The 22573-nt window shown below is 40.5% G+C and carries 11 protein-coding genes and 1 pseudogene; 3 read left to right on the plus strand and 9 right to left on the minus strand.

The genetic code is table 11. From position 1 onward, the window contains the following. Window positions 1–43: 43 nt before the first annotated feature. The 4 genes from HJP15_RS20475 to HJP15_RS20490 all read right to left on the minus strand — a co-directional run bounded on the left by HJP15_RS20475 (window position 44) and on the right by HJP15_RS20490 (window position 7971). Complete coding sequence (locus HJP15_RS20475; protein WP_170174523.1) at window positions 44–2368, minus strand: TonB-dependent receptor domain-containing protein; 2325 nt, start codon at window positions 2366–2368, stop codon at window positions 44–46. A 245-nt stretch (window positions 2369–2613) separates the two neighbouring features. Beyond that, on the minus strand, window positions 2614–3039 hold the full coding sequence (locus HJP15_RS20480; RefSeq protein WP_170174524.1) for a hemerythrin domain-containing protein: 426 nt from the start codon (window positions 3037–3039) through the stop codon (window positions 2614–2616). A gap of 229 nt (window positions 3040–3268) precedes the next feature. Continuing rightward, window positions 3269–5317: an alpha/beta hydrolase family protein gene (locus HJP15_RS20485; protein WP_170174525.1), complete on the minus strand. Its 2049-nt coding sequence runs from the start codon at window positions 5315–5317 to the stop codon at window positions 3269–3271. Between the two features lie 92 nt (window positions 5318–5409). Further along, the gene (locus HJP15_RS20490) at window positions 5410–7971 is read right to left on the minus strand and encodes a TonB-dependent receptor (protein WP_249365902.1); all 2562 of its coding nucleotides are present in this window, start codon (window positions 7969–7971) and stop codon (window positions 5410–5412) included. A 199-nt stretch (window positions 7972–8170) separates the two neighbouring features. Here HJP15_RS20490 and HJP15_RS20495 point away from each other — a divergent pair, with 199 nt between their 5' ends. Next, on the plus strand, window positions 8171–10342 hold the full coding sequence (locus HJP15_RS20495; RefSeq protein ID WP_170174527.1) for a winged helix-turn-helix domain-containing protein: 2172 nt from the start codon (window positions 8171–8173) through the stop codon (window positions 10340–10342). On the opposite strand, the gene HJP15_RS20500 is transcribed toward HJP15_RS20495, so the two are convergent. The 5 genes from HJP15_RS20500 to HJP15_RS20520 form a co-directional block, all read right to left on the minus strand. Beyond that, window positions 10323–11732: a TonB family protein gene (locus HJP15_RS20500; RefSeq protein WP_349304644.1), complete on the minus strand. Its 1410-nt coding sequence runs from the start codon at window positions 11730–11732 to the stop codon at window positions 10323–10325. The two genes, HJP15_RS20495 and HJP15_RS20500, sit on opposite strands and share 20 nt — an antisense overlap. A 227-nt stretch (window positions 11733–11959) precedes the next feature. Further along, window positions 11960–14566, minus strand: coding sequence for a TonB-dependent receptor (locus tag HJP15_RS20505; protein ID WP_170174528.1), 2607 nt, complete (start codon window positions 14564–14566; stop codon window positions 11960–11962). A 1336-nt stretch (window positions 14567–15902) separates the two neighbouring features. Continuing rightward, entirely contained in the window at window positions 15903–17129 is a 1227-nt protein-coding gene (locus HJP15_RS20510; RefSeq protein WP_082379074.1) for a threonine/serine exporter family protein, read from the minus strand. A gap of 127 nt (window positions 17130–17256) precedes the next feature. Further along, window positions 17257–18477, minus strand: a complete 1221-nt coding sequence (locus tag HJP15_RS20515; RefSeq protein WP_054206710.1) for a glycosyltransferase — start codon at window positions 18475–18477, stop codon at window positions 17257–17259. Beyond that, complete coding sequence (locus tag HJP15_RS20520; protein WP_054206709.1) at window positions 18474–19481, minus strand: LacI family DNA-binding transcriptional regulator; 1008 nt, start codon at window positions 19479–19481, stop codon at window positions 18474–18476. Before HJP15_RS20520 ends, HJP15_RS20515 begins: the two co-directional genes overlap by 4 nt. 137 nt (window positions 19482–19618) lie before the next feature. Between HJP15_RS20520 and HJP15_RS20525 the strand changes: the two genes are divergently transcribed. Both HJP15_RS20525 and HJP15_RS20530 read left to right on the plus strand, forming a co-directional pair. Further along, window positions 19619–22063, plus strand: coding sequence for a S9 family peptidase (locus HJP15_RS20525; RefSeq protein ID WP_170174529.1), 2445 nt, complete (start codon window positions 19619–19621; stop codon window positions 22061–22063). Between the two features lie 94 nt (window positions 22064–22157). Then, a pseudogene (locus HJP15_RS20530) lies at window positions 22158–22364 on the plus strand (alpha/beta hydrolase family protein); the annotation flags it as partial. Between the last annotated feature and the right edge of the window lie 209 nt (window positions 22365–22573).

Below are 22573 nucleotides of genomic sequence, written 5' to 3' on the forward strand. Positions count from 1 at the left end.
AAGCCCAGCATTGCTGGGCTTTTTAACTTATAGCAATGCTGAATTAAAAGCTATAACTCATCGATACCCAAAAACTACGGGCTTTTTGAGTCGTATTATAATCAGACGTGCATTCATACTCGTCTTCTGTCGCTGCTAATAAGCAAGAGCGGCTAGATAAATCATCATCCAGTAAATTATTAATGCGTGCATTTATCGCTAGACTATCGTTTACTTTATAGGTAGCTGCTAAGTGATATAAATCATAGGCTTTGTAGTACAGCTTTTGTGTTTCAGGTCCTTGTGGGCCAGATACATTAGCGGTGCCTCGATAACGATTACTGCGAATTTCTGAGATAAGCGACACACTCAGATCATCAAGTGGTTGCCATGCTAGTGTTAAGTTATACATATTTTTAGGCGTGTTAACTAAAGGAAGGCCTGTATCACGGCCACTTTTAACTTCACTGTCCGTGTATGTATAGTTACCACGCAGTGATAGGCTGTCAATGATCTTCCAATTTGCGGCTATCTCGATACCGCGTGTGGCAGATTCATCAACGTTAGCTGCTTGACTAAACGTGGTGCTACCAATACCCGCCCAGCCTTTGCCAATTTCTACACAAGGTTCGTCGGCAATGGCTATTTCACAGTTTGGTAATCTGTCTTGGCGAATTATTTTGTCATTAAAGTCATTGTAAAACACTGTGATATTACCGCTGAAACTATCCATACCATTAAAGTAAGCCGCTACTTCATAGTTAACGCTAGTTTCTGGCTGTAAATCAGGTGTGCCTACGAATGGAATAGTGCCTTGACCACCAAACCCAGTAATTCCTGGAAATAATTGGTTTGGCTCAGGGGTTTTATAGCCGGTACTGATACCGCCTTTAAATGTCCACTCATCAGCAGGTGAGTAAGCTAGATAAGCACGAGGGCTCACTTGCGAACCAAAAATGTTATGGTGATCGTAACGTGCACCTAACGTTGCGGTTAAGTTAGAGGTGATTTCCCAATTATCTTCAGCAAATACGGCCGTTTGACGATGATCTTGAGTTGTGCCTGCTTTATAAGCATCACCATACATACCAAATACGCCATCTTCCATTTCAGCATCAAAATATTGTGCGCCAATAACAAAGTAGTGATTATCAATGTTTGACTCAAACTTAGTATTAATAATGAGGTTATCAAGTTTTAGAGCACGTAATGGGCGCGGTAAAAAGGTTTCATCAAGTTGCGTGTAAATTTCATCTGTTAGCTTTGGTTTGTCAGTACCCTGATCTTGTACTGCTTTATCCCAAATAGCTTGAACGCCTAAGCGTTCTTGTACATTCAATGGTAATGAGCGGCCAAAATTTTCACTGCTGCTACGGGTAATACTGCTGGTTAAAGTGCCAGCATCGTAGCGGCCAACGTGCGCGAGAACAAACTGTTCACGTTCAACACGTTGGTAAGGTGTATAACCTACGCGAGGATGCACAATGCCTTTTCGTATACGCCATAAACTATTAGGGCTATCAAGCGTGCCAGTTTGCCCTTGAGTATTATCATAACGTTGCTTTGCAATGTCATACTCAAAAGTAATGTCATTTTGTTTATCAATTTGATAATTAACGCTAAGGCCTGCATTGAAGTTACGTGCAGCAACGACTTTTTTATCACCAAAACTGCCATCATCTACCCACATGCTACCATCTGGAAGTGGTAAATTTTCACTGTATGTAGGCTTACTTTCTTGGCGGTCATAAAAACTACCGCGAACGCCATAGGTTAGACCTTCCACACCAGTAGGGCCTGTAAGGTATAAATCGATCTTGTTATCATCGCCGTACTGATCATCAGTCTGAATATTGCTACTTACAGTAACGCTACCATGCGTGCTGTCGAGGTTTTTTCGTGTGATAATATTGATCACACCACCGATTGCATCTGCACCATATAAAGTAGACATAGGGCCACGTACAACTTCGATTCGGTCAATGGCTTCAAGAGGTGGCATATACATAAATTGGCTATTACCAAAATTATTTGGGCCAATATTCCCAACGTCACTTTGGCGACGGCCATCAATTAACACTAGGGTATAGCTGGCAGGCAAACCACGCATTGTAATACTAATATTGCCGTTTTTATCTTGTCCCGCACCTACATCAATACCTTCGATATCACGAAGTGCATCCGCAAGGCTAGTAAAAGGCTTATTTTGTAAATCTTCACGTGAAACAACCGAGACACTGGCTGGTGCATCAATTAATTTTTGCTCATAACCAGAAGCAGTAACAATCATTACTTCCATGTTTTCTGCTGTTACATCGTCTGCAAGTAATGTCGTCGATGTAAGTAATGTGCTGATCAGTGAGGCCAAGTAAAGCGGGCGGGATTTCATTGTACTTCCTTTAATAATGATAACTAAATCGTTAGTGTAACTTTTGCGGTTATGATAATGATTATCAGCATCATTATCAATTGAAATGTGAAGTATTTACTTTAAATAATAAGCAGTAAAAATTTAGTAGTGGTTATACGCGCTATAACAATATATTTCGGTTTTGATGATCTTGGTTAAAAAAGTACGTAAACACGCCACAGATGGTAGCGTATTTTATATGCAGGCAGAGGAGAACTAAAAGGTTAGTTCATGGCTTCAGTGTACTGTTTTGCTAGTGTTATTTTTTGAGTGTCAGTAAGTACTTTTCCTGCTAGTTGAAAAGCTTCATGTTCTTCTTCCGCAAGGTGATGATGCACAAGGTGATGCAATTTTTTAGCGGTAATCAGCCATGCTGATGAAGTCATTTTAGTGTCTTCAAGTTTTTCAATTAGGTCGTCAATTTCATGGTGCTCTGCTATGCCATGTCGCGCTTTCTCTTGGGTAAGATCATCACATATCAATGGATTATAAAAGTAGCGCTCTTCAAACTTTGCATGCTCTTCTAACTCATTTTTTAAGTCTTTCATTATTGATTGTCGATCAGATGACTCGCCATGTGTGTTTATCAATGCATCGACAAGTGAACGTTGTTTGTCATGATCGTGACGTAGTGCTTCAAAAATGTTCATGGTTTTTCCTTACATTGTTCATTAATTTCAATGAATGTTGCAAGGTAAAAGCCATATTTTAAGCTTTTGTTATATAATGATTTATTTTTAAATTCATAATTTCAGGTAAGGTTTTTTTGTAAGTTTTACTGATAGCAGTATTTATATTACACCTAACGATAGCTATGTTTAAAAATAAAAAGGCCAACGTGAACGTTGGCCAGTTAACTTATTTAACGCAAAAATAATGTTATTTGTTTGCGTCTTTCGCTGCTTTTAATTTTGCTGCATGATCGATCTCAAATGCTGGCATGTCTTTTTTACCATCAATTAAGTAGTTATCCATCCAGCGCATTAAGCGCAAGCTGTAGTCGTATTGTGCAGCTACTTTACGGTTACCATGGCCTTCACCTGGGTAGTAAACTAGACGCACGTCCTTACCTTGCACTTTCATATAACGGTAAAGTTCCATTGATTGCGCCGGGTGTACGCGCGGATCTTCTTTACCATGCATTATTAGCAGTGGTGTCTTAGATTGGCCAGCCCAGTAAATAGGGCTACGCTCTAAATACCACTGCCATTTATCCCACGGATATGAACGCGCATGCACTAGGTTCATTTCATTTGAAATGTCAGTAGTACCAAATTTAGACAATTGGTTTGTGACACCAACAAACATCACGCTTGCCGCAAAATGTTCAGTCAGTTTTGTTGCGCCCCATGCAGACGCATATCCGCCATAAGAGCCACCGGTAATACCAACACGTTTAGTATCAACTAGGCCCATTTCGACAAGGTGCTGCTTAAAATCAACTAAATCGTCAAATTCTTTACCTGCGTAATCGTTTTGGCCAAGCTTTGAATAATCAACGCCTTTACCTGTTGAACCACGATAGTTTGGATAAAATACTGCATAACCGCGCGCCGCACCCATTTGACCAGGACGAGAGTAGTTAGTTACCCAGCCATCTTTATCATGGCTTTCAGGACCACCGTGCACAGACATGATTAACGGGTAGCGAGTACCTTCACTGTAATCAAGAGGATAGACAAGTACGCCGTCAATCTCAACGCCGTCACGGGCTTTAAGAGAAATAGTTTCTTGTTTAGCAAAACGTTTGTCATCTAACCATGTATTTGAATTAGTTAAACGCTCTGTTTTTTTACCACGAATGATAAATACTTCGTTAGGGTGTGTTGCTGTATTGCCACGTAGCGCCAAGGTTTTATCTGAATCAGATATACTTAGGTTTGCTGCAATAAATTTGCCTTCTTTAATAACTTTTTTGTACTTATTAGAGCCAGTTTTAATCGTTGCTACAAAACTTTGTGTGCCAACATTGGCAATAAAGTTAAGTGTGTTACGTTTATGAGACCATTCAAAGTCAACAACATGGCCCATAAAGTTAGGCAGCCAGTCAGTTACATCGCCGGTTTTTGTATCAGCTAAAAATAAACGACCTGTTGATGGGTCATGCTTATCTTCTGCGCCTAAGATTGCAATGTATTTACCATCATGCGATAACTCAGCATCACCTAATTTGCCTTCGGTAGCAAATGACATGGTTACTTTATTGCTCGCGATATCAAATAAGTGCCATTGTGACTTAGTATATTTATCGTCAATTAAAGCGGTTGGCTGAGTTTTAACCAGTAACTTTTCACCATCGGCTGCCCAGTTAACTTCACTCACGTAGTTGGCAATGCTCAGTGCATTAGGAGTGAGAGGCTTGTCAGCTTTGGCTAGATCAATAATAAAAAGCTGTTTATCTTTTAAGCCAAGCTCATAAACTTCAGCCATAAAGCCAAGCTTTTTAAGTTCTTTTTCAGATTTATCAGCCGCTGGCATAGCTAAAATAGCTAGCTGCTTGTTATTTGGGCTTAATTCATAGCTTGAAATTGATGTGCCTTTTAACGAAAGCACTTTGCTCGCTTGACCGCCATCTACAGGAATTTGGTACAGTGAGGTAAATTTATCTTCATTTAGCTTGGCTAAAAAATAGATTGTTTTACTGTCATTAGACCATTGAATGCTCTTGATACTAACGGAGCCTGTGATAAACGGGCGCTCTACGCCTTGGTCGTCAACAACGTAAAGCTCACTATAGTTAGTGCCATTTTTGTCTACGTAAAGTTCACGCGGTACAGAGCGAGTAAATGCAACATTGTCGCCATCAGGACTAATGCTGGTTTGAATAACCGATTGAATTTTTGGTATATCTTCAACGGTTAAAGGCGTTGCGGCAAATGCCAACGAGCTTGTAAGCCCAATTGCCAGTGCTAAGCTAGTTTTTAGCATTGTTATTTTCCTTCGCAAGTTTAATTATCGAAGGATTATATCAGGATGTACCTAACAAACGAATAAATGCGATTAAGCTCCGTATTTGACGATTAATGACTATAACGAACGCCAAGATAAAAGCGACGACCATTTTGGTAAATCCCCGTTGGTGCATATTCATTACGTTCATACAGGTAAGTGATCTCATCGGTTAGGTTTATCGCTTCAATAACAAAGTCAAAACTATCAGATACTTTAAAGGTAATACTGCCATCAAGCTGACCAAAGTCATCCATCATGGTTTCCCCTACGCCAGTGGCAAAATGAGTGCGGTAGTTGTACGCAAGACGTGAACTTATCCAATCATTTTCATAGTAACTGGTTAAATTAATGGTGTGTTTTGAGGTGCCAGGAACATAATTATTGCGCCCTGAGACACTATCTGTGCGATCACCATTAACAAAGGTATAATTGGTGATTAAGCCGAATCCATAAATGAGTTCTTGTTGGTAGCCAATCTCAACACCGCGGATAGTACCGCCGCTGCCATTTATCGGTCTATCTATTGTCATATCAATGCCTTCGTGTTGTTCAATGCTACGCTTAAATTCAACAAACGATTCAACATCTTTATTAAATAAGGCAAATGAGAGCAGGGCGGCATCATCAAAATACCACTCGACGCTTAAATCAAATTGATTGGCACGATAAGGATCGAGATCAGGGTTGCCGCCTTGGCCTTGTGCTTGAGTAACATTATAATTTGTTGAAGGCATTAAGTGATTATACTGCGGACGTGACATTACTCGCGCAGCACTTACTCTGGCGATTATATTTTCGCTGAGATCGATACTGATGTTGGCGCTGGGTAAAATGTCTAGATAATCCTTTTTATGTTGCTGCCACATAAAACGATCTTGCTCGGAGCCAACAGAACTAATGCGTCGGTATGCTCCCGAGTTTTGCTGAGTGTTAACAAGCCTTACACCGAGGTTCGCGCGGTACTCATCACCATCAAGCATTAATTTAACATAACCTGCGGTAGTGCGCTCTTGAATATCAAAGCGGCTGGCTTTTTCTTCTTGTTGGATAAAATCGATGTCTGCGAAGTCTGCAGACAACGCACCTATATCAGCATAGCTATAATTTTTTAGCGTGTGTTGATTGCCAATACCAGCTAGAAATCCTTGAGGGAACGTTGCTGGGTAATCAGCTAAGGTCCAGTCAAGTTGCTGCGCTATGCCATCAAATGCACCATTGAATGAGCGATAACGAATAAAATCGCGTTGATGATCGCGGTACTTTGCCCCTATTTTGATCGCGCTGATAATTGAATGATCAATAGCGCGTTCAAAGTCTCCTTGCAAATATAATTCTTGATCATTGGAGTCTTGGCTGTCGTTGCGCGCTTGTGTGAGTTGCCATGATTTTGCATCGAGTGGGGAAGTGTCGTAACTGGCAACAATGTTTTTCCGCTGCCTAGTGTCGACGCTAAACGCGGTATTCGCTGAAAACTGTGATGTATGATCTTGTTTTGAGCCGCCACCTCCTTTGGTAAAACCAAGTTGATATTGATTTTGCCACAAGTGAGCTTGCTGACTGATAATTAGATGAACACTGCTAGTATTGATTTGTGAATCACGCCAAATAGCCTCCATTGCAGTACTAAAAGGTAAGTTTTGCGAATTATCACCTGGGACTTGTGAGTAACGAGCGTAGCTCAATGTATTGTCGTTTATAAGTACATTACTTATGCTACCACCGCGAGCAAATACGCTACTTGGTTGCCATAAAAAATTTTGATTATTGTTGTCGGCATTGAGGACAGAGTACAAGGTGTTAAGCTGTATATTCCAATCTAAGTTTGGTTGGTATTCAAAATTGGCAGTGGCACTGGTTAAAACACGTTGCTGTTGAAAAATGGCTGAGCCGCCGCCGCCGGGTGTCCAAAGGTTTTTAATATCAGCATTTTCATTGGTCGTGGGGCTTAGAGTATCATCGGGGTTTTTATTAAAATTTTGTTCATGCCAGCCCCATGACTCAAGGCCATCTCGGCGCAGTGAGCGTTTATTTCGCGTTACAGTAATAAGCGCACCAAAATCTTTTTCTGGATTTGTCCAATTATAAAAAATGGCTAGTTGTGGATCAAATTCGCCAGATAAATCATTGTATTGCACTTGTGCGTTAGCAACAAAGTGGTTGCTATCTGTGTGCAGCGGTCGTTGTGTTTTAATATTAACAGAGCCACCTAATGAACCTTCATTATGATCGGCTTGTGGTGTTTTATAAACCTCAAGTGAAGAGACGAGGTCTGCAGGTAATAAGGTATAGTTAAAGCCACGGTTTGGTTGAGTTGAAATCCACCAGTCTGCGGAGGCGATAGCTTGGCCATTTAAAAAGGTGCGATTTTGTTCTGGGGTTGTGCCTCTTACACCTACGCGTTCACCTTCCCCCTGTGCGCGTGATAAAGAAATTCCCGTGATCCGTTGGAGTGCTTCAGCAACATTTTTATCAGGAAATTTACCGATATCTTGTGCGCTAATAGCCTCTATAATCGAATTACTATCACGTTTATCTTGTAGTGATTTGATAGCGCTGTCATGAAACCCCCTAATTTGTATGGTTTCTAGCTGCTTTTTATTAGTGTCAGCTACAGCGCTCGTTATACCCATAAAAAAACAAAGAGGGAAAAGAATCGTTATGTTAACAAATTTTAGTGTGTTTATCGTCATACCCGACCCAATTAAAACGATTTGAAAATTTCGCTACGGATTAAGTGCTTATAAAATAAGTAGCTATTAATGTGCTGTGTTATGATGAATCATATTTATCTATAATACGCCTTCTTGGCTTATTTAACCATAGATTAACGTGTGTGAAAAACGAGCGATGCCTACAACCATACCAAAACAGTTATTACTTAATGATGTACTTGTTGACTTTGCAGCCTTAAAAATAAAAGTTGCTGGAAGTTGGTGTGCAGTTGAAGCTAAGCAATTGGTATTGCTAAAGTTACTATTAAACAATCAAGGGCAGCCAGTATCTCGAGATTTAATTATGGATACGCTGTGGCCTAATGTTGTTGTAAGTGATAATTCAGTAAGCCAGTTGGTCACGCAATTACGAAAAAGCTTGCATGATGATAAAAATACGGCTTTGTTTATTCGTACTGTACCGCGGGTTGGTTATCAGCTAATAGCAAAAGTAAGTGATGCCCCTTCGTTCCTAGAAAAAGTGACCCCTACAACGCCGCGAATATCTGCTTTATTTGTTGCTGTAGGCTTAATTTTAGGTGCCGGGCTTACATTAGTTAGTCAGTATTTACTCTCTCCTAACGTGCCCATTCTAAACTATGAATATCAATCTCGTATTACTTCAGCTCCTGGTGCCGAAGTATTTTTACGTTACTCACCCAGTGGCAGATATTTAGCGTTTAGCCAATCAAACGATCAGCAAAGTCAGTTTGATTTAGCTGTTTATGATCACCAAAGTAAAACGGTACATAGTATTAAAAGTTCCGGTTATTCAGAAGAAGCGCCAGTATGGTCACCCGATGGTAAATGGCTTGCTTACTTTAGGTATGATCCTATTAGCTGTGATATCCGTGTTATGCCAGTATCGAATGCGATTGAAACTTGGCGTTTGAGCCCTGAATTTAGATTAACCCGATGCCAACAAAGCCATGGGCCCACCAAATTACATTGGGTGGATGAGAGCACTATTTATACGACTCATTGGCAAGATGAGCAGCCACGCCTTGTAAAATATACGTTAGGCTTCTCGCCTACGCCAACCTTATTAGATCAAGAAATAGTCGGTGATTTTAAGCCAATCACATTTGATATAAACGACCATAAAAAAATGTTGTTACTTGAAAAAGATCAGGGGTGGTTTAGCGTCAGTGAGGTCGATTTAACAGGCTCACTTAAACGCAATGAAATAAAACGAAGCCGTCATAGCCATGCACCGTTATTATTTGATACGCAAGACAATTATTATTGGTTAGGAGATGATGCATTACGTCGTTATGATTATCAAGGTAACGAACAGGTAGTACACCAACCATTAGGTTTTATTGCTGATTTAGCAGTTAACCCGCAAACCGGAGATATCGCTCATGCTGAAGGGCAGGCAAGGGTGAATTTGTATCAAATTGAATTAGATCTAAGCAAAGATACCCCAGAGATCCTAAGTACGATGCAACTATCATCGTCAGCACGGATGGATATTTTGCCTGCCGTATCACCAGACGGGCAGCAAAGTGCGTTTATTTCATTGCAAAGAAGAGGCATCACAGGGTTTAAGCATATCGAGGTGTGGTTAAAACATAAGCAGCGTAAAGCGGCTAACCTTATTGCCACATTACCCAGTGATATTACACCAAAGTATCTACTTTTCTCTCCTAATGGTGACAATGTGTTGTTGGCTGACGAGCAGCAGAATATCTATTTGATTAACACTTTTTCACGCCGCTTAGTGCCCATTATTTCTGGTTTTGATCAACTCAACGGGGTGCATTGGTCACAAGACAGCCACAGTATTTATTATCAAGTGAAAAGCGCACGAGGCATTAATAAGCAACCACAATGGCAAGATTGGCGCTACGATATTCAGCTAATGAGTAATACATTGGTTGCAGATAATACTAATTTTGAAACATTAGATGAAGAGCATGCTTTATGGCAGCTCAATAGTTCCTATTTAGAACATGATTTACATGTACGTACTTACCTATCGAGGGTATTGGAACATCAATTACCGCTTTCGCAGTTGTTACCTTCGCTTGAGCTTTTTAAACCCGCGGTTTTTAAACAAGGGATTTATTATGTGTTACGTCAAGGTCATCAACTATTGCTGTATTGTTATTTAACACAGCAAAACCGAAATGTATTTATAAAAGAGCTTGGTGTATATGGTTATGATATTGATATTAATCTCAATATCAGTAGCTCTGAAGATGGAAGTCAAGTTGTGTTTAGTCAAGTAGATGGGATTGAGACTGATATTTTATTACACAAAGCAGCTAAGGCAATGTCGCAATAAAGTGCCTAATGCTACTTTGATCCCAGTTGCGGGTTTGCGCCTCCTTTAGTGCGCTATTAGAAAGCTTTCTAGCATCATTTGAATTACCAGTAGCAGCGTGTATTTTCGCTTTTAGCAATAATAATTGTGGGTGTTCATTATCACCAGCCAACGCTTCATTAAGGGCAGTGCTGACTTGCTGCATTGGTCTTTTTAAATCAAAAAGTAACAAGGCAATATCGCGTTTTGCACTAAATAGCCCTTGTTCCGCTGCGGCTCTTAGCCATTTTAGCGCCTTATTTGGGGCGTAATCGACATACTGGCTATTTAATAGCTCTCGGCCTAAGCGGTATTGCGCACTAGCAAAACCACTTTGTGCGGCAAGTAAAATCCAGTTTAAGCCTTTTTCGCGATCAACTTTGCCATATTTACCTCGCAGCATATTTGCACCAATTCGATACTGCGAATTAGCATAGCCGTTTACGGCAGAGCGTAACAAGAGCTCACCATTGGCGTTGGCTTGTTGCCAATGATATTTTAGTAAGCGTGTAGCATTGTAATCATTTGAACTCAGCCAATTCGCAATATAATATTGGACTAACGCGTTGCCTTGTTCAGCAGCATCGATTAGATCTGAAATTTTTTCGTTATATTCACGCTGTTGACTCTTAAAGCTTTGTTCGTATTGCTTGCCTTTGTAGGTTGTAAAATGGTAAAGCAAAGAGCGATTATAGTAAGGTAAGGTTTGGTTATTACCTTGGTATTGCCAACGTCTAACGGCATTAATAATTGCTTTATCAAAGGTTTTTTCAGGGTATGAATCAATTAAAGTAATATCAGTGACTGCGCCACTTTTATCAATATCAAACTCTAACCATACCCAACCTTCAATGCCATTTTTGTATGCGTGTTCGGGGTATTTAGGCTCGACTGTGTAGCGACGTTCAGGGCTCAAATGCAATGCAGGACTGGCGTTTAATTCTGGCCGTAATTGTTGGTCATACCATTGAAAGCTAAGTTGTTTTAGTAATGCATTATAGGCATCATCAAGTGGTTGCTTATTATCTGTTTGCTCCGCAATCAGCATAGCTGTATCGCGAGCATCAAGTAGGCCAAAATCTGCTGCTAAACTAAACCAAGCAAATGCTTGGGCTTTGTTTTTTTCGACACCTTGACCATGTAAATACATCACTGCAACATTATAAATCGCATCTGCATTACCTAAATGGGCAAGTTGTAAAAATTCACGTTTCGCTTCGCTATAGCTTCCTTGGTGGTAATTAAGCGTCGCGCTGAGTAAATCTGCTTTCGTTAATGGCGTAAAAATCAGGCAAAACAATATTACTAAGGATTTGTAACTACAAAACCCTATGTATTGTATTTTAAGATGAATTGCTGCGCTTGTTGACACGTATTAAGTTTCGCCGATGTTGACCAAGTAACGTTTTTAACTATTGATTGTACTTGTTTTGTTTATTATTACTAGGGCGGGTTTGCCTTAGTAATACTTTAATTTGCCTACAACGAAAAAAAGCAGATAGTCAAATGACTACCTGCTTTAAACCCCTGGGCATAGGGGCTGCCATCCATGGCGAGAGTCGAATACCTGTGTTAGCTTGGAGTTCGACAAAAACGACTTTAAAAGTTAAAGCGAATTCCAGCTACAAACCGGCGACCATCAGCATACACACCTGTAAGTGCTTGTTGTACGCCTTCTTCTTGATAGCTAAACGTATGCTCATCAGTTAGGTTAATGGCTTCGAATACCAGTGCTAAGTTATCATTTACATTATAAGTAAAGTTAGCATCTACTTGACCGTAATCATCTACATAGCCATGGCCTTGGCCTGAGTTATAACCAGTACGGAAATTATATGAAATACGCGTGCTAAAGGTCTCTGTTTCATAGTAAGTGCTTAAGTTAACTGTGTGCTCAGAGTTGCCAGGAATAATAGTATCGTTACCGTCTGCGTCTTTTGCTTCGCCATCTACAAACGTATAGTTTGCATTTACACCAAAGCCATCATAGATCTCTTGTTGATAACCAAGCTCTAAACCTTGAATTCGTCCAGAACGACCATTAGTAGGGCGGTTTACTAATATTTCTACGCCTTCGTGTGTTTCTAGGCTGGGTGTAACATCTAAAAATGATTGAATATCTTTGTAAAATACGACCGCAGAGAACAAGCCTGCTTCGCTGAAGTACCACTCAATACCCGTATCAAATTGTGTAGCACGGTACGGGTCGATTTCAGGATTACCACCGCTGCCTGTTTTAGTTTCAAGGTTATAAGATGTAGATGGTGTCATTGCAGCGTAATCAGGACGAGACATAACACGCGCGGCACTAAATCTAAGTAGTAAATCTTCATCTAAGTCAACGGCTAAATTGATGCTCGGTAATATATCAAAATAGTCACGATCATCATGAGTCCATACTTCAGAACCGCTGGTACCAACGTACGCTGCTGTAGATTGTTGAGTTTGCACTAAACGTACGCCTAAGTTACCGCGCATACCATCAACATCAATATCTGCTTTTATATAACCAGCGGTGATTTTTTCTTCAACTTCAAAGGTACTTGCTTTTAGTACGCGGTAATTCCAGTCTAGTGCATCACCTTCTGCACGAACTTTATTTGAATCAGTGATTGCATAGTTACGTAATGTGCCGTCAGAACCTAGCCCTGATAGGTAATCTGATGGCATTGAAAGTGAGTAATCAGCCAAATTCCAGTTTAAATCTGTACGGTTGTCGGTAGTGTGTTTTGTATTAAAGCGAGAATGATCACGGTATTTCAAACCAAACTTCACATTATTAAAGACAGCGATGTCAATTGGGCGCGAAAAATCAACTTGTAAGTACGTTTCATCATCTTTAGCATTGTTGCTGTCGTAGCGTAAAAAACCTAAATCCCATTGTTTACCGTCTGCAGGATCTGCACCATATGTGGTACGTACATCTTCCACAGCAGAAGTATCAAAGCTGTGTACGTAGTTACCTTCCCAGCCCACACTTCGGTCAGCTTGTGAACCACCACTGCCTTCGGTATAACCAACATGTACACTGGTTAGCCACAATTCACCTTGGTAATCAGCCTTTAAATCATATGATTTAGTTTTAATCTCAGAGTTACGTACTTTGGTTTCATCAAGAATGTTGTTTCCTGTTGGTGACAATGCGAGCTCACCACCGACTAACATTTGACCCACTTTGTCGTGATTAATAAGGTCTACGCTATTGTAATGTGGATCTGCAGGGCGAGTTAAAACATCATTTTGGTCGTACTCAGCTGCACGTTGACCATAACCTGGGATCCATAAGAAGTTTTGATTTTCGTTATTTGCTTCAAGCGTTGAATCTAATGCATTAAAAGTTAAGTCTAATTGTTCAGTTGGGCGATATTGTATGGCTAAGTTAATACCGGTACGGACACGCTCTTGTAAGAACATGGCTGAACCGCCGCCGCCTGGGCTGTATACATTTTTATGAACTGTGCCATCAGTTAAAGTGATGTCACGTTTTGCCCAGCTCCATGATTCAATTCCGTCACGGCGAAGATTACGCTGTTGGCGAACTAATGAAATAAGTGCACCAAATGTTTCATCGTCATTCTTAAAGTTATACATGACAGATAACTGTGGGTCGGTCTCACCCGAAATTTCACTGTGCTGCGCAAGCACCGAGCCAGCAATTTTATTGGCTTCTAAATCAAGAGGTTTACGGGTTCGAACAATAACGGTACCGCCAATTGAGCCTTCATCTATATCAGCTTCAGGTGACTTATATACTTCTAGGCCAGATACAATCTCAGAAGGCAACATAGTGTAGTTAAAACCACGGCTCGCTGCTGAGTTCGTCCACCAGTCGGCAGAGCCAACGGCTTGGCCATTTAATAAGGTACGGTTTTGGCTTTCAGCTGTACCACGAATACTGACTCGTTCACCTTCACCAAAATTACGGCTAATTGATACGCCTGTTATACGTTGTAGTGATTCTGCGACGTTTTGATCGGGGAACTTACCGATATCTTCAGCGGTTACAGCATCAACGATTGAATCTGAGTAACGCTTTGTATTAAGTGATTTAACGACACTGCCGCGAATACCGCGTACTTGTATTACTTCAACTTCATCGGTACTTTTTGCTTCGGCACTGTGTGCTACCATAGGTAGGCTTAATGCTGATGTAATAAGCGATGCGCTCACTGCTAGATGCAGTTTATTCATTTTTACTTTTAACATCCTCGATTCCCCTTGAATCAAAACTTCATTTTGTTGTATCAAATTGTCGGTTTGCAATTCGTACTTATGTATTCATTTTTAATAGCCGAATGATCTTGCAAAACCCTGCTTACAAACAAATACAGATCACTAAAAATTAGTTAATAGTTACTCTTGTATAGAAAGTAACGAGAGCCTGCTTTGTTTGTGACTCTATTAAACGCCTTTTTAAAATCAGAGTCTTGAATTTAAGTGAATAGTTATGAAAGTAACTAAATTGAAAATAAAATGATGTGAAATTTAAATTTAATCCATAAAAATCAATTGTTTTATATTTATTTTTTATGTGAATTAATTTAATAAATTAAGTTTACTTATTAATTTTATTGTTGATTCTCTTTTGATTCACAACTAGTTGATTAAAAATTAATAGGGTAGATGTCATGAATGAAACTAAAAAGATAAAATATCTCGAAGAGGGTTGTTGCTAATCTTGATTTGTATTTATGGTTTTATATTATATATCGAGTGACATTGTGATTGGTTGCTATTGAAGGTTTTAATCTCTTTGGTTTTAATTCTCTGGGCTTGCAAGTGAGAGTAAGCTAATCAATACCAATCTGGATAAATATTTGAACAATTTAACGAATTAAATAGACCCCACATTTATCCAGATTGGTATAAGATCCCCCTCATCGCAAAGCGAATTTGAGCCTAAGCGAAAAGCTTTGCCATGGGGTAGGTCATTAAAAAGAGGAATACGAAGTCATACGTGACTTTTAAAATATCTTATGTTGATAAATAAATTGATAACCTTAGACACTTGCTGTGCATTGAACTACCACTTGACCTTATATACCCAAGTCACCTCAAGATGTGAGTTTCAGTTGGAATTAAAAGCGATTTAGGCAAGGCATTGATTGCAGGTAATGGTTATTCCCTTACCTAAATCAATTATGCAGGATAAATCGCTTTTAAACCAACCCTCTGGGCGTTTCACAGGCGCTTACTCTCTACGTTGTTACTTCCTATAAGGGACGACCATTATTGTAAAGTAACGCCTTGATATTAAGCCCCTGTGAAACGCTGAACCCTGCATCTTGAGGCGGCTTGGGTATACAAGGCGTATATCAGTAATTACTGTCACAGTAAGTTATATAATTTGCGAGAATGGTCACGTATTTAATAAAATTTGGATTGTTTTCGACTCGAATAAGTTAAGTTTTAAATGAGTCTTTTTAATCTATTTAATGAACAGGGAATAACTGATATAGATTTAGGAGTAGCTCCCAAGTCACTGTAAATGCGCAATGTATTGGTTTTATGTGAACTTGCATTTAAATGACTCGGGTGTGTGTTACAAACTCTTTTTCGGTGGTAATGCTACGTTAGCAAAGATTAAGCCAGCTACGAGTGACATAAAGATTAGAAATGTTTGCTGCCCGATATGTTCAGCATAAACAAAATCTTGCCCTTCAATAAGTGAATTTAGCCCGATATAGGTTTTACTCCCCGGTACTAGTACTATTAGGCCCTGCATAGCAACGATAGACGCAGGTGCATTAGCGATACGATTAAATAAGTTACTAAAAACACCGACAGAAAATGCCCCTACGAATGTCCCTAAGGTGTAATCCAAATACATCGCAGAGCCAATACTTGTGCCATAAGCAATAAAACCTGACGCAATCGACCATGAAGCATGTTTGAGTTTAGTTCTAAAAATAACGATTAAGCTACTACATAAAAGTAGAATTGCTAGCCATGCAGTCCATTTTGGTAAAGGCTCTGGCGGTACAAAATCAACCTGACCGAAAATAGCAAATCCTATCGCAATACCAATAAAGGCACCAAAATAAAGCTTAAACAACAACATAAATGAGTCCATGACGCGCGCTGTACCTGACACTAAATGTCTTGCTGCGAGTTCTGCAAGCCCTAATGCCAATGCAAGCCCGGGTATAAACACAATGATGGCTGACAGCACGACTAGCCGTATATTAATGCCCACATCTAAGTAAACGCTTATCGCACATGCCAAAATAGCAGAGACGATGGCAACGAGTGGTTCAAGCATGTGCGCTACTCTTTTGGAGCGGCTTGACCACATTACAAATAAATAAACAACTAATGTTAAAGTCGCAGACCAGAATACGTCATTCCAGCTAGTGCCCATTAGCATTGCAAAAGCTCCACCAGAGGTAGCAAAAGCAATACCGGTTGTTACTTTATTATAAGGGTTGGGCATAACAAAAATGGCATCAAGCTGAAGGTCAACTTCTTGCAGAGTTAGTTCGCCGTTTAGCATCTGATTCACAAGGTCGTCGGTGTCGGCGAGTGAACCTAAATCATGATCGCCAGGGTCAACACGTGCAACGTGGGTGTATTCGTCTTCGTGGCCGTCAGTCCAGATAACAAAAGTAACGGATGTGGGGGACATAACAAACGATGATTTAAGATCAAGGTATGTTGCCACTTCCATTAAATGGGCTTCGAGTCGATAAGCTGGAGTGCCATATTTATGGAGCATTTTGCCAAGCTTAACGATAAATTTTCGTTTTTCAGTAAACGTTGCGGTTTTCAAATGATGTTTGAACCAAAGGTTAAATTGTTCAGTTAAAAAATATAGACAATGTAGCTTAAATTGCCTATGTAATTGGCGGCGATTTTAAACACTAATCCCCGCCTGTCTAGTTTTTTCTTAACTTAGTTTACTTGTTCTTTGCTTCAATCCATTGTGCCATGTACTGAGTACTGCGCATCGTGTGGTGTTTAAGCATTTGGCCCGTAAAATTGCTTTCACGGTGAGCTTTGAGCTGTTGAGTGATGCTTTGAATTTTTTCAACCAATTGACTTGCCAGCGGGTGTTTATCGTAATGTGTTTCTAATAAAGCCGCACCCGCGTTTTGTGCTTGTGCAAACAAAACGCTATCTTGATAAAGAGCAACAGCTGCGTCAGCAAAATGTTGTGGATCGTTTTCAATAGACCCATTCCATGGCAGATCATTATGCATGCCTTCACTGCCGATAGACGTTGTAACGCTTGGTGTTTGCATTATCATCGCCTCTAGTAACTTACCTTTAATACCAGCACCGAAACGAAGAGGTGATAAGCATACGCGTGCACTTTGCATAACCTCGTATGCATCATCTGCCCAGCCTTTAATTAAGAATCCTGTTTTGGGATTGTTCAGGGCTGTGGCTTTTGGTGGCGGATATGAGCCATATATATGCAGTTGCGCGTGTGGTAGCTGTTTTCTGATCAGTGGCCATATTTGTTGCAGGTATAAAACTGCGTCCCAATTTGGGGCATGGCGAAAATTACCTATGGTCATAAAGTGTTCACGTTCATCGAACGATTTAGTTTTCTCTGGCAGTGCAGCTAAATCGACCATAAAAGGCAAATGATGTAATAGCGAGCTATCTACTTTGAACACATCACCAAGAAGTTGCATTTCATAACTGGAAATAATTAAACTTAAATCGCACCGTAAAATAGCAGCAATTTCTCGTTTTGCGATATCAGAATGTAAATCGCTGTGATCAAACGCTCTATTTCCTTTATGTGCTTCATGGCGGGCATTACGTAAACACTGTAAATCTTCTGTATCGAGTACTTTTAATGCTGTAGGGCAGTATTTATCTACGCGCCAACCAAATTGCTCTTCCATCATAAAACGGTCAAACATGACAATGTCAGGGGCGTAATGTGCAACATATTCATCAAAACTAGCGCAATTGAGAGCGATAGTTGTACTACTAATACCAAAATCACTAAGGTTTACCATGTGCTCAGTTTTTTGTGCAGGGCTGGCAAATTCAACGTCCCAACCTTGGGCTGTAAATGTGTTTAACAACGACATCATATGCGTGCCTGCCGCTGATGAATTGGGCTCTGGCCACACATAGCCAATTACTAATACTTTTTTCATTGACTTGAATCTCTTACTTTTAGGTGTACGTCGATTAATGTTCTTACCGCAGGCGTGCCGTGGCTAAGTAATTCTTGCAACACGTGGCAGGCTCGCTTGCCTATCTCATTTGCATTGATGGTCACGCTACTCAAAGAAGGTGACATTAAACATGAATCAGCTAAGTCATCAAAGCCGACAACTTTTATATCTTTGCCTGGGATTAAGCCTTGCTCGCGGATCGCTTCAATAACACCATAAGCAATGACATCGTTAAAACAAATGATTGCTTTTGTATCAGGGTATTGAGCATACAGCGAGTTAAATGCATCGCGTCCGCCTTGGCGATTAGTTACTGCATTTAGGCATGGCTTATCATCGCTGATTTTGAAATATTGTAAGGCGCTTTTAAAACCAGCTAAACGTTCATGATAATCTGAGATATCGTCGGTTCCACCTATAAACGCAATGTCTTCAATACCTTGTTGCAGAATATGGGTGGTGGCTAGGTGGCTGCCTTTTTTGTTATCGGGTAAAATCGTTGGGGCTGCACAAAAGGGAACTTCTCGCATGATGTGAATGACAGGAAAGCCACTGTTAATTAGTTCATCAACCCACTGTTGTGTAGTTCCTGGTGCCGGGCACATTATAAAAGCGGCGACGTTGTACTCTTTAAGTGTTTTAACAACTTGTGTTTGACGATCAACACTTTCTGCGGTGTTTACCAACATAGGCAGCATACCAAGCGCATGAATATGGTTTTCAAGCCCAACAGCTAGCTGAGCAGAGTAGGGGTTGGTTAAGTCATTGATGACTAGCGCCACTAAGTTAGAACGGCGACTGCGCAGTGCAGCAGCATCGCGATTATATACATAACCTAACTTATCAATTGCTTGCAATACCTTTTCTTTACTTTTATCACTGACTTTGTCACTTTGAGTGAGTACTAAGGAGACCGTTGACTTGGAAACTTGTGCCTCTTTGGCAACGTCAAAAATGGTTATATTGTCGGTTTTATTTTTCATTTAGATTACGAGACAGTGATTATATGGACCAATTAGGGAGTTTAACGCAATTTAGCCTAGTAATGAACGCAAAAACTTTATGGATTTTACGAAACATGTTTAGATACACACCTAATAAAAAATACCAAGGATAAAAAATGAAAGGCATAACGCTTTTATTTGCTCTCGGGCTCAGTGTTTGTTTTAGCAGTGCAAGCTATAGCACACAAGGTTATCAAACCCCTTCAAGTGATTTAGCTGCACTAGTAGATGCAAAGTTAGCGCCTAGTAGTTATTTATCATCGGATGGGCAATGGCTTGCATTATTTGACCGTAAACGTGTTGAAACATTGGACGACTTAGCAAAAGAAGAGGTGAAGTTAGCAGGTATAAAACTAAACCCAGCTAACTTTTCACGCTCTCGTCCTCGCTCAAAGTTTAGTAGCTTACAATTAAAACACATTGAAACAGGTGCTGTAGTTGAAGTTAATAATTTACCACAAGGTGTGATCCGCTCACCTAAATGGTCAAGTGATGGCGAATATCTTGCGTTTATTGTTGAGCAACCTACCGAGGCTCATTTGTGGGTTTACAACACGCAAACCAAACAAGCGCGTGAGCTTGCGGGAGTTGCATTAAATTCAGTATTAACAGCAACACCATACCAATGGCTGCCGGATAGTACTGCAATTGTTGCTAATGCAGCTGTTAATATCGGTAAGTCGCGTTTGGTTAGTGATGCAGACAGTGTGGTGCCAGTTATCCAACAAAGTAGTGGCCAAAAAGCACCTGCTCGTACTTATCAAAATTTATTGACGAGCCCGTTTGATGAACAACAGTTTAAATTTTATGGGCAAGGTCAACTTACCTATATTCCACTCAGTGGTGTGGCGACAGCAATAGGGAAAGCGGGTTTATTTAAATCATTTTCAATTTCACCAGACTCAACGAACATTTTAGTTGCGAGCATTGATGAACCTTTTTCCTATCAAGTACCTTACAGTCGCTTTGCGACAACATGGCAAATACTGGGGATGCGAGGTTTTGCGTTAGCTGAACTTGCTAAGCAGGCTCTGGCTGACAATATTCCTCAGGGTTATGATAGTGTACGAACAGGTCGCCGAAGCTTTCAATGGCGTGCTGATCAAGGAGCTGAAGTTATATGGGCACAAGCGCAAGATGGTGGCGATATGAAGACAGATGTGCCTCATCATGATCACATTTATAGTTTACGTTCGCCGTTTAAACGTGAGCCTAAATTATTTGCTAAAGTTGAACGTCGATTTGCGGGTATTGAATGGGTCAACGATAATGTTGCGTTGCTTAGTGAATGGCGTTTTAGCGATCGCCAATTACGTACTTATGTCATCCAACCTCGTAACGCAGATAAAAACCGTATTTTGTTCTCTGAGCGAAGCTACAATGATGCTTATAAAGATCCCGGTAATGCAATTTATGAGCGTAATGATTTAGGCGAAAACGTAATCAAAGTCGTCGGCGGACGTTATATATTCTTACGCGGAAATGGCGCATCAGAACAAGGTAATGTACCATTTTTAGATCAATATGATATAAAAACAAATAGCAGCAAGCGCTTGTGGCAATCTGCTGCACCATATTATGAGCGTGTGCGTGCGATGCTTGATGACGAAGGTGAAAAACTAATCACCATCAGAGAATCAAAAAAAGAGCAGCCAAACTTTTTTATTCGTGATTTAGGCAAGGACACCTTAACTCAGCTTACGACCTTTGAGCACCCTTACCCTGCATTTAAAGGTGTAACCAAGGAGCTCGTACGTTACAAACGTGATGATGGAGTGGAGTTATCAGGTACATTATACTTACCGCCAGGTTATGATAAAACACAGGGTACTTTACCTGTACTAATGTGGGCTTACCCACTGGAATATAAAGATAAAGCAGTGGCATCGCAAGTACGTGAGTCTGAGTATGAATTTACATATATAGGCTATTGGGGCCCAATGCCTTACCTTGCTAAAGGGATTGCTGTTTTTGATGACCCTAAAATGCCTATAGTAGGTGTTGAGGGCAAAGAGCCAAACGACTTATTTAGAAAGCAATTAGTGGCAAGTGCAAAAGCTGCCGTTGATGTCCTGGTTGAAAAAGGCATTGCGGATAAAGATAAAATTGCGATAGCAGGGCATTCCTACGGTGCCTTCATGGTTGCAAACTTATTAGCTCACAGTGACTTATTTAAAACCGGTATAGCTCGAAGTGGCGCTTATAACCGCACACTAACGCCGTTTGGTTTTCAAGGTGAGGAACGCGATTTTTGGCAGGCTCAAGACGTTTACGCAAACATGTCACCGTTTTTTCATGCTGAGAAAATTAACGAACCAATGCTAATGATCCATGGGCAAGAAGACCCTAATTCAGGCACTTTCCCAATGCAAAGCGAGCGTATGTATGCCGCACTAAAAGGGTTAGGCAAAGATGCCCGTTTAGTGATGTTGCCATACGAAGCGCATGGATACCGTGCTCGTAAGAGTTTGCTGCATGTACTTTGGGAGCAAGAGCAGTGGCTTGATAGATATTTACTGAGTGATGATAAAACCACAGACGCAGTAATTTCAGCTGAGTAATTGAGTTAAGTTGCACTCTGAATTGATAAAACGCGGTTTGATACCGCGTTTTTATCATTCCTACTAAACAAGGAGATCCCGCCTTTAATCTCACGGCACTTTCCCAATGCAAAGCGAGCGTATGTATGCCGCACTAAAAGGGTTAGGCAAAGATGCCCGTTTAGTGATGTTGCCATACGAAGCGCATGGATACCGTGCTCGTAAGAGTTTGCTGCATGTACTTTGGGAGCAAGAGCAGTGGCTTGATAAATATTTACTGAGTGATGATAAAACCACAGATACAGTAATTTCAGCTGAGTAATTGAGTTAAGTTGCACTCTAAATTGATAAAAACGCGGTTTGATACCGCGTTTTTATCATTCTCACTCAACAAGAAGATCCCGCCTTTAATCTCACGGCACTTTCCCAATGCAAAGCGAGCGTATGTATGCCGCACTAAAAGGGTTAGGTAAAGATGCCCGTTTAGTGATGTTGCCTTATGAAGCGCATGGATATCGTGCTCGTAAGAGT

The organism is Pseudoalteromonas sp. NEC-BIFX-2020_002, assembly GCF_013002825.1.
GTDB lineage: Bacteria > Pseudomonadota > Gammaproteobacteria > Enterobacterales > Alteromonadaceae > Pseudoalteromonas > Pseudoalteromonas neustonica.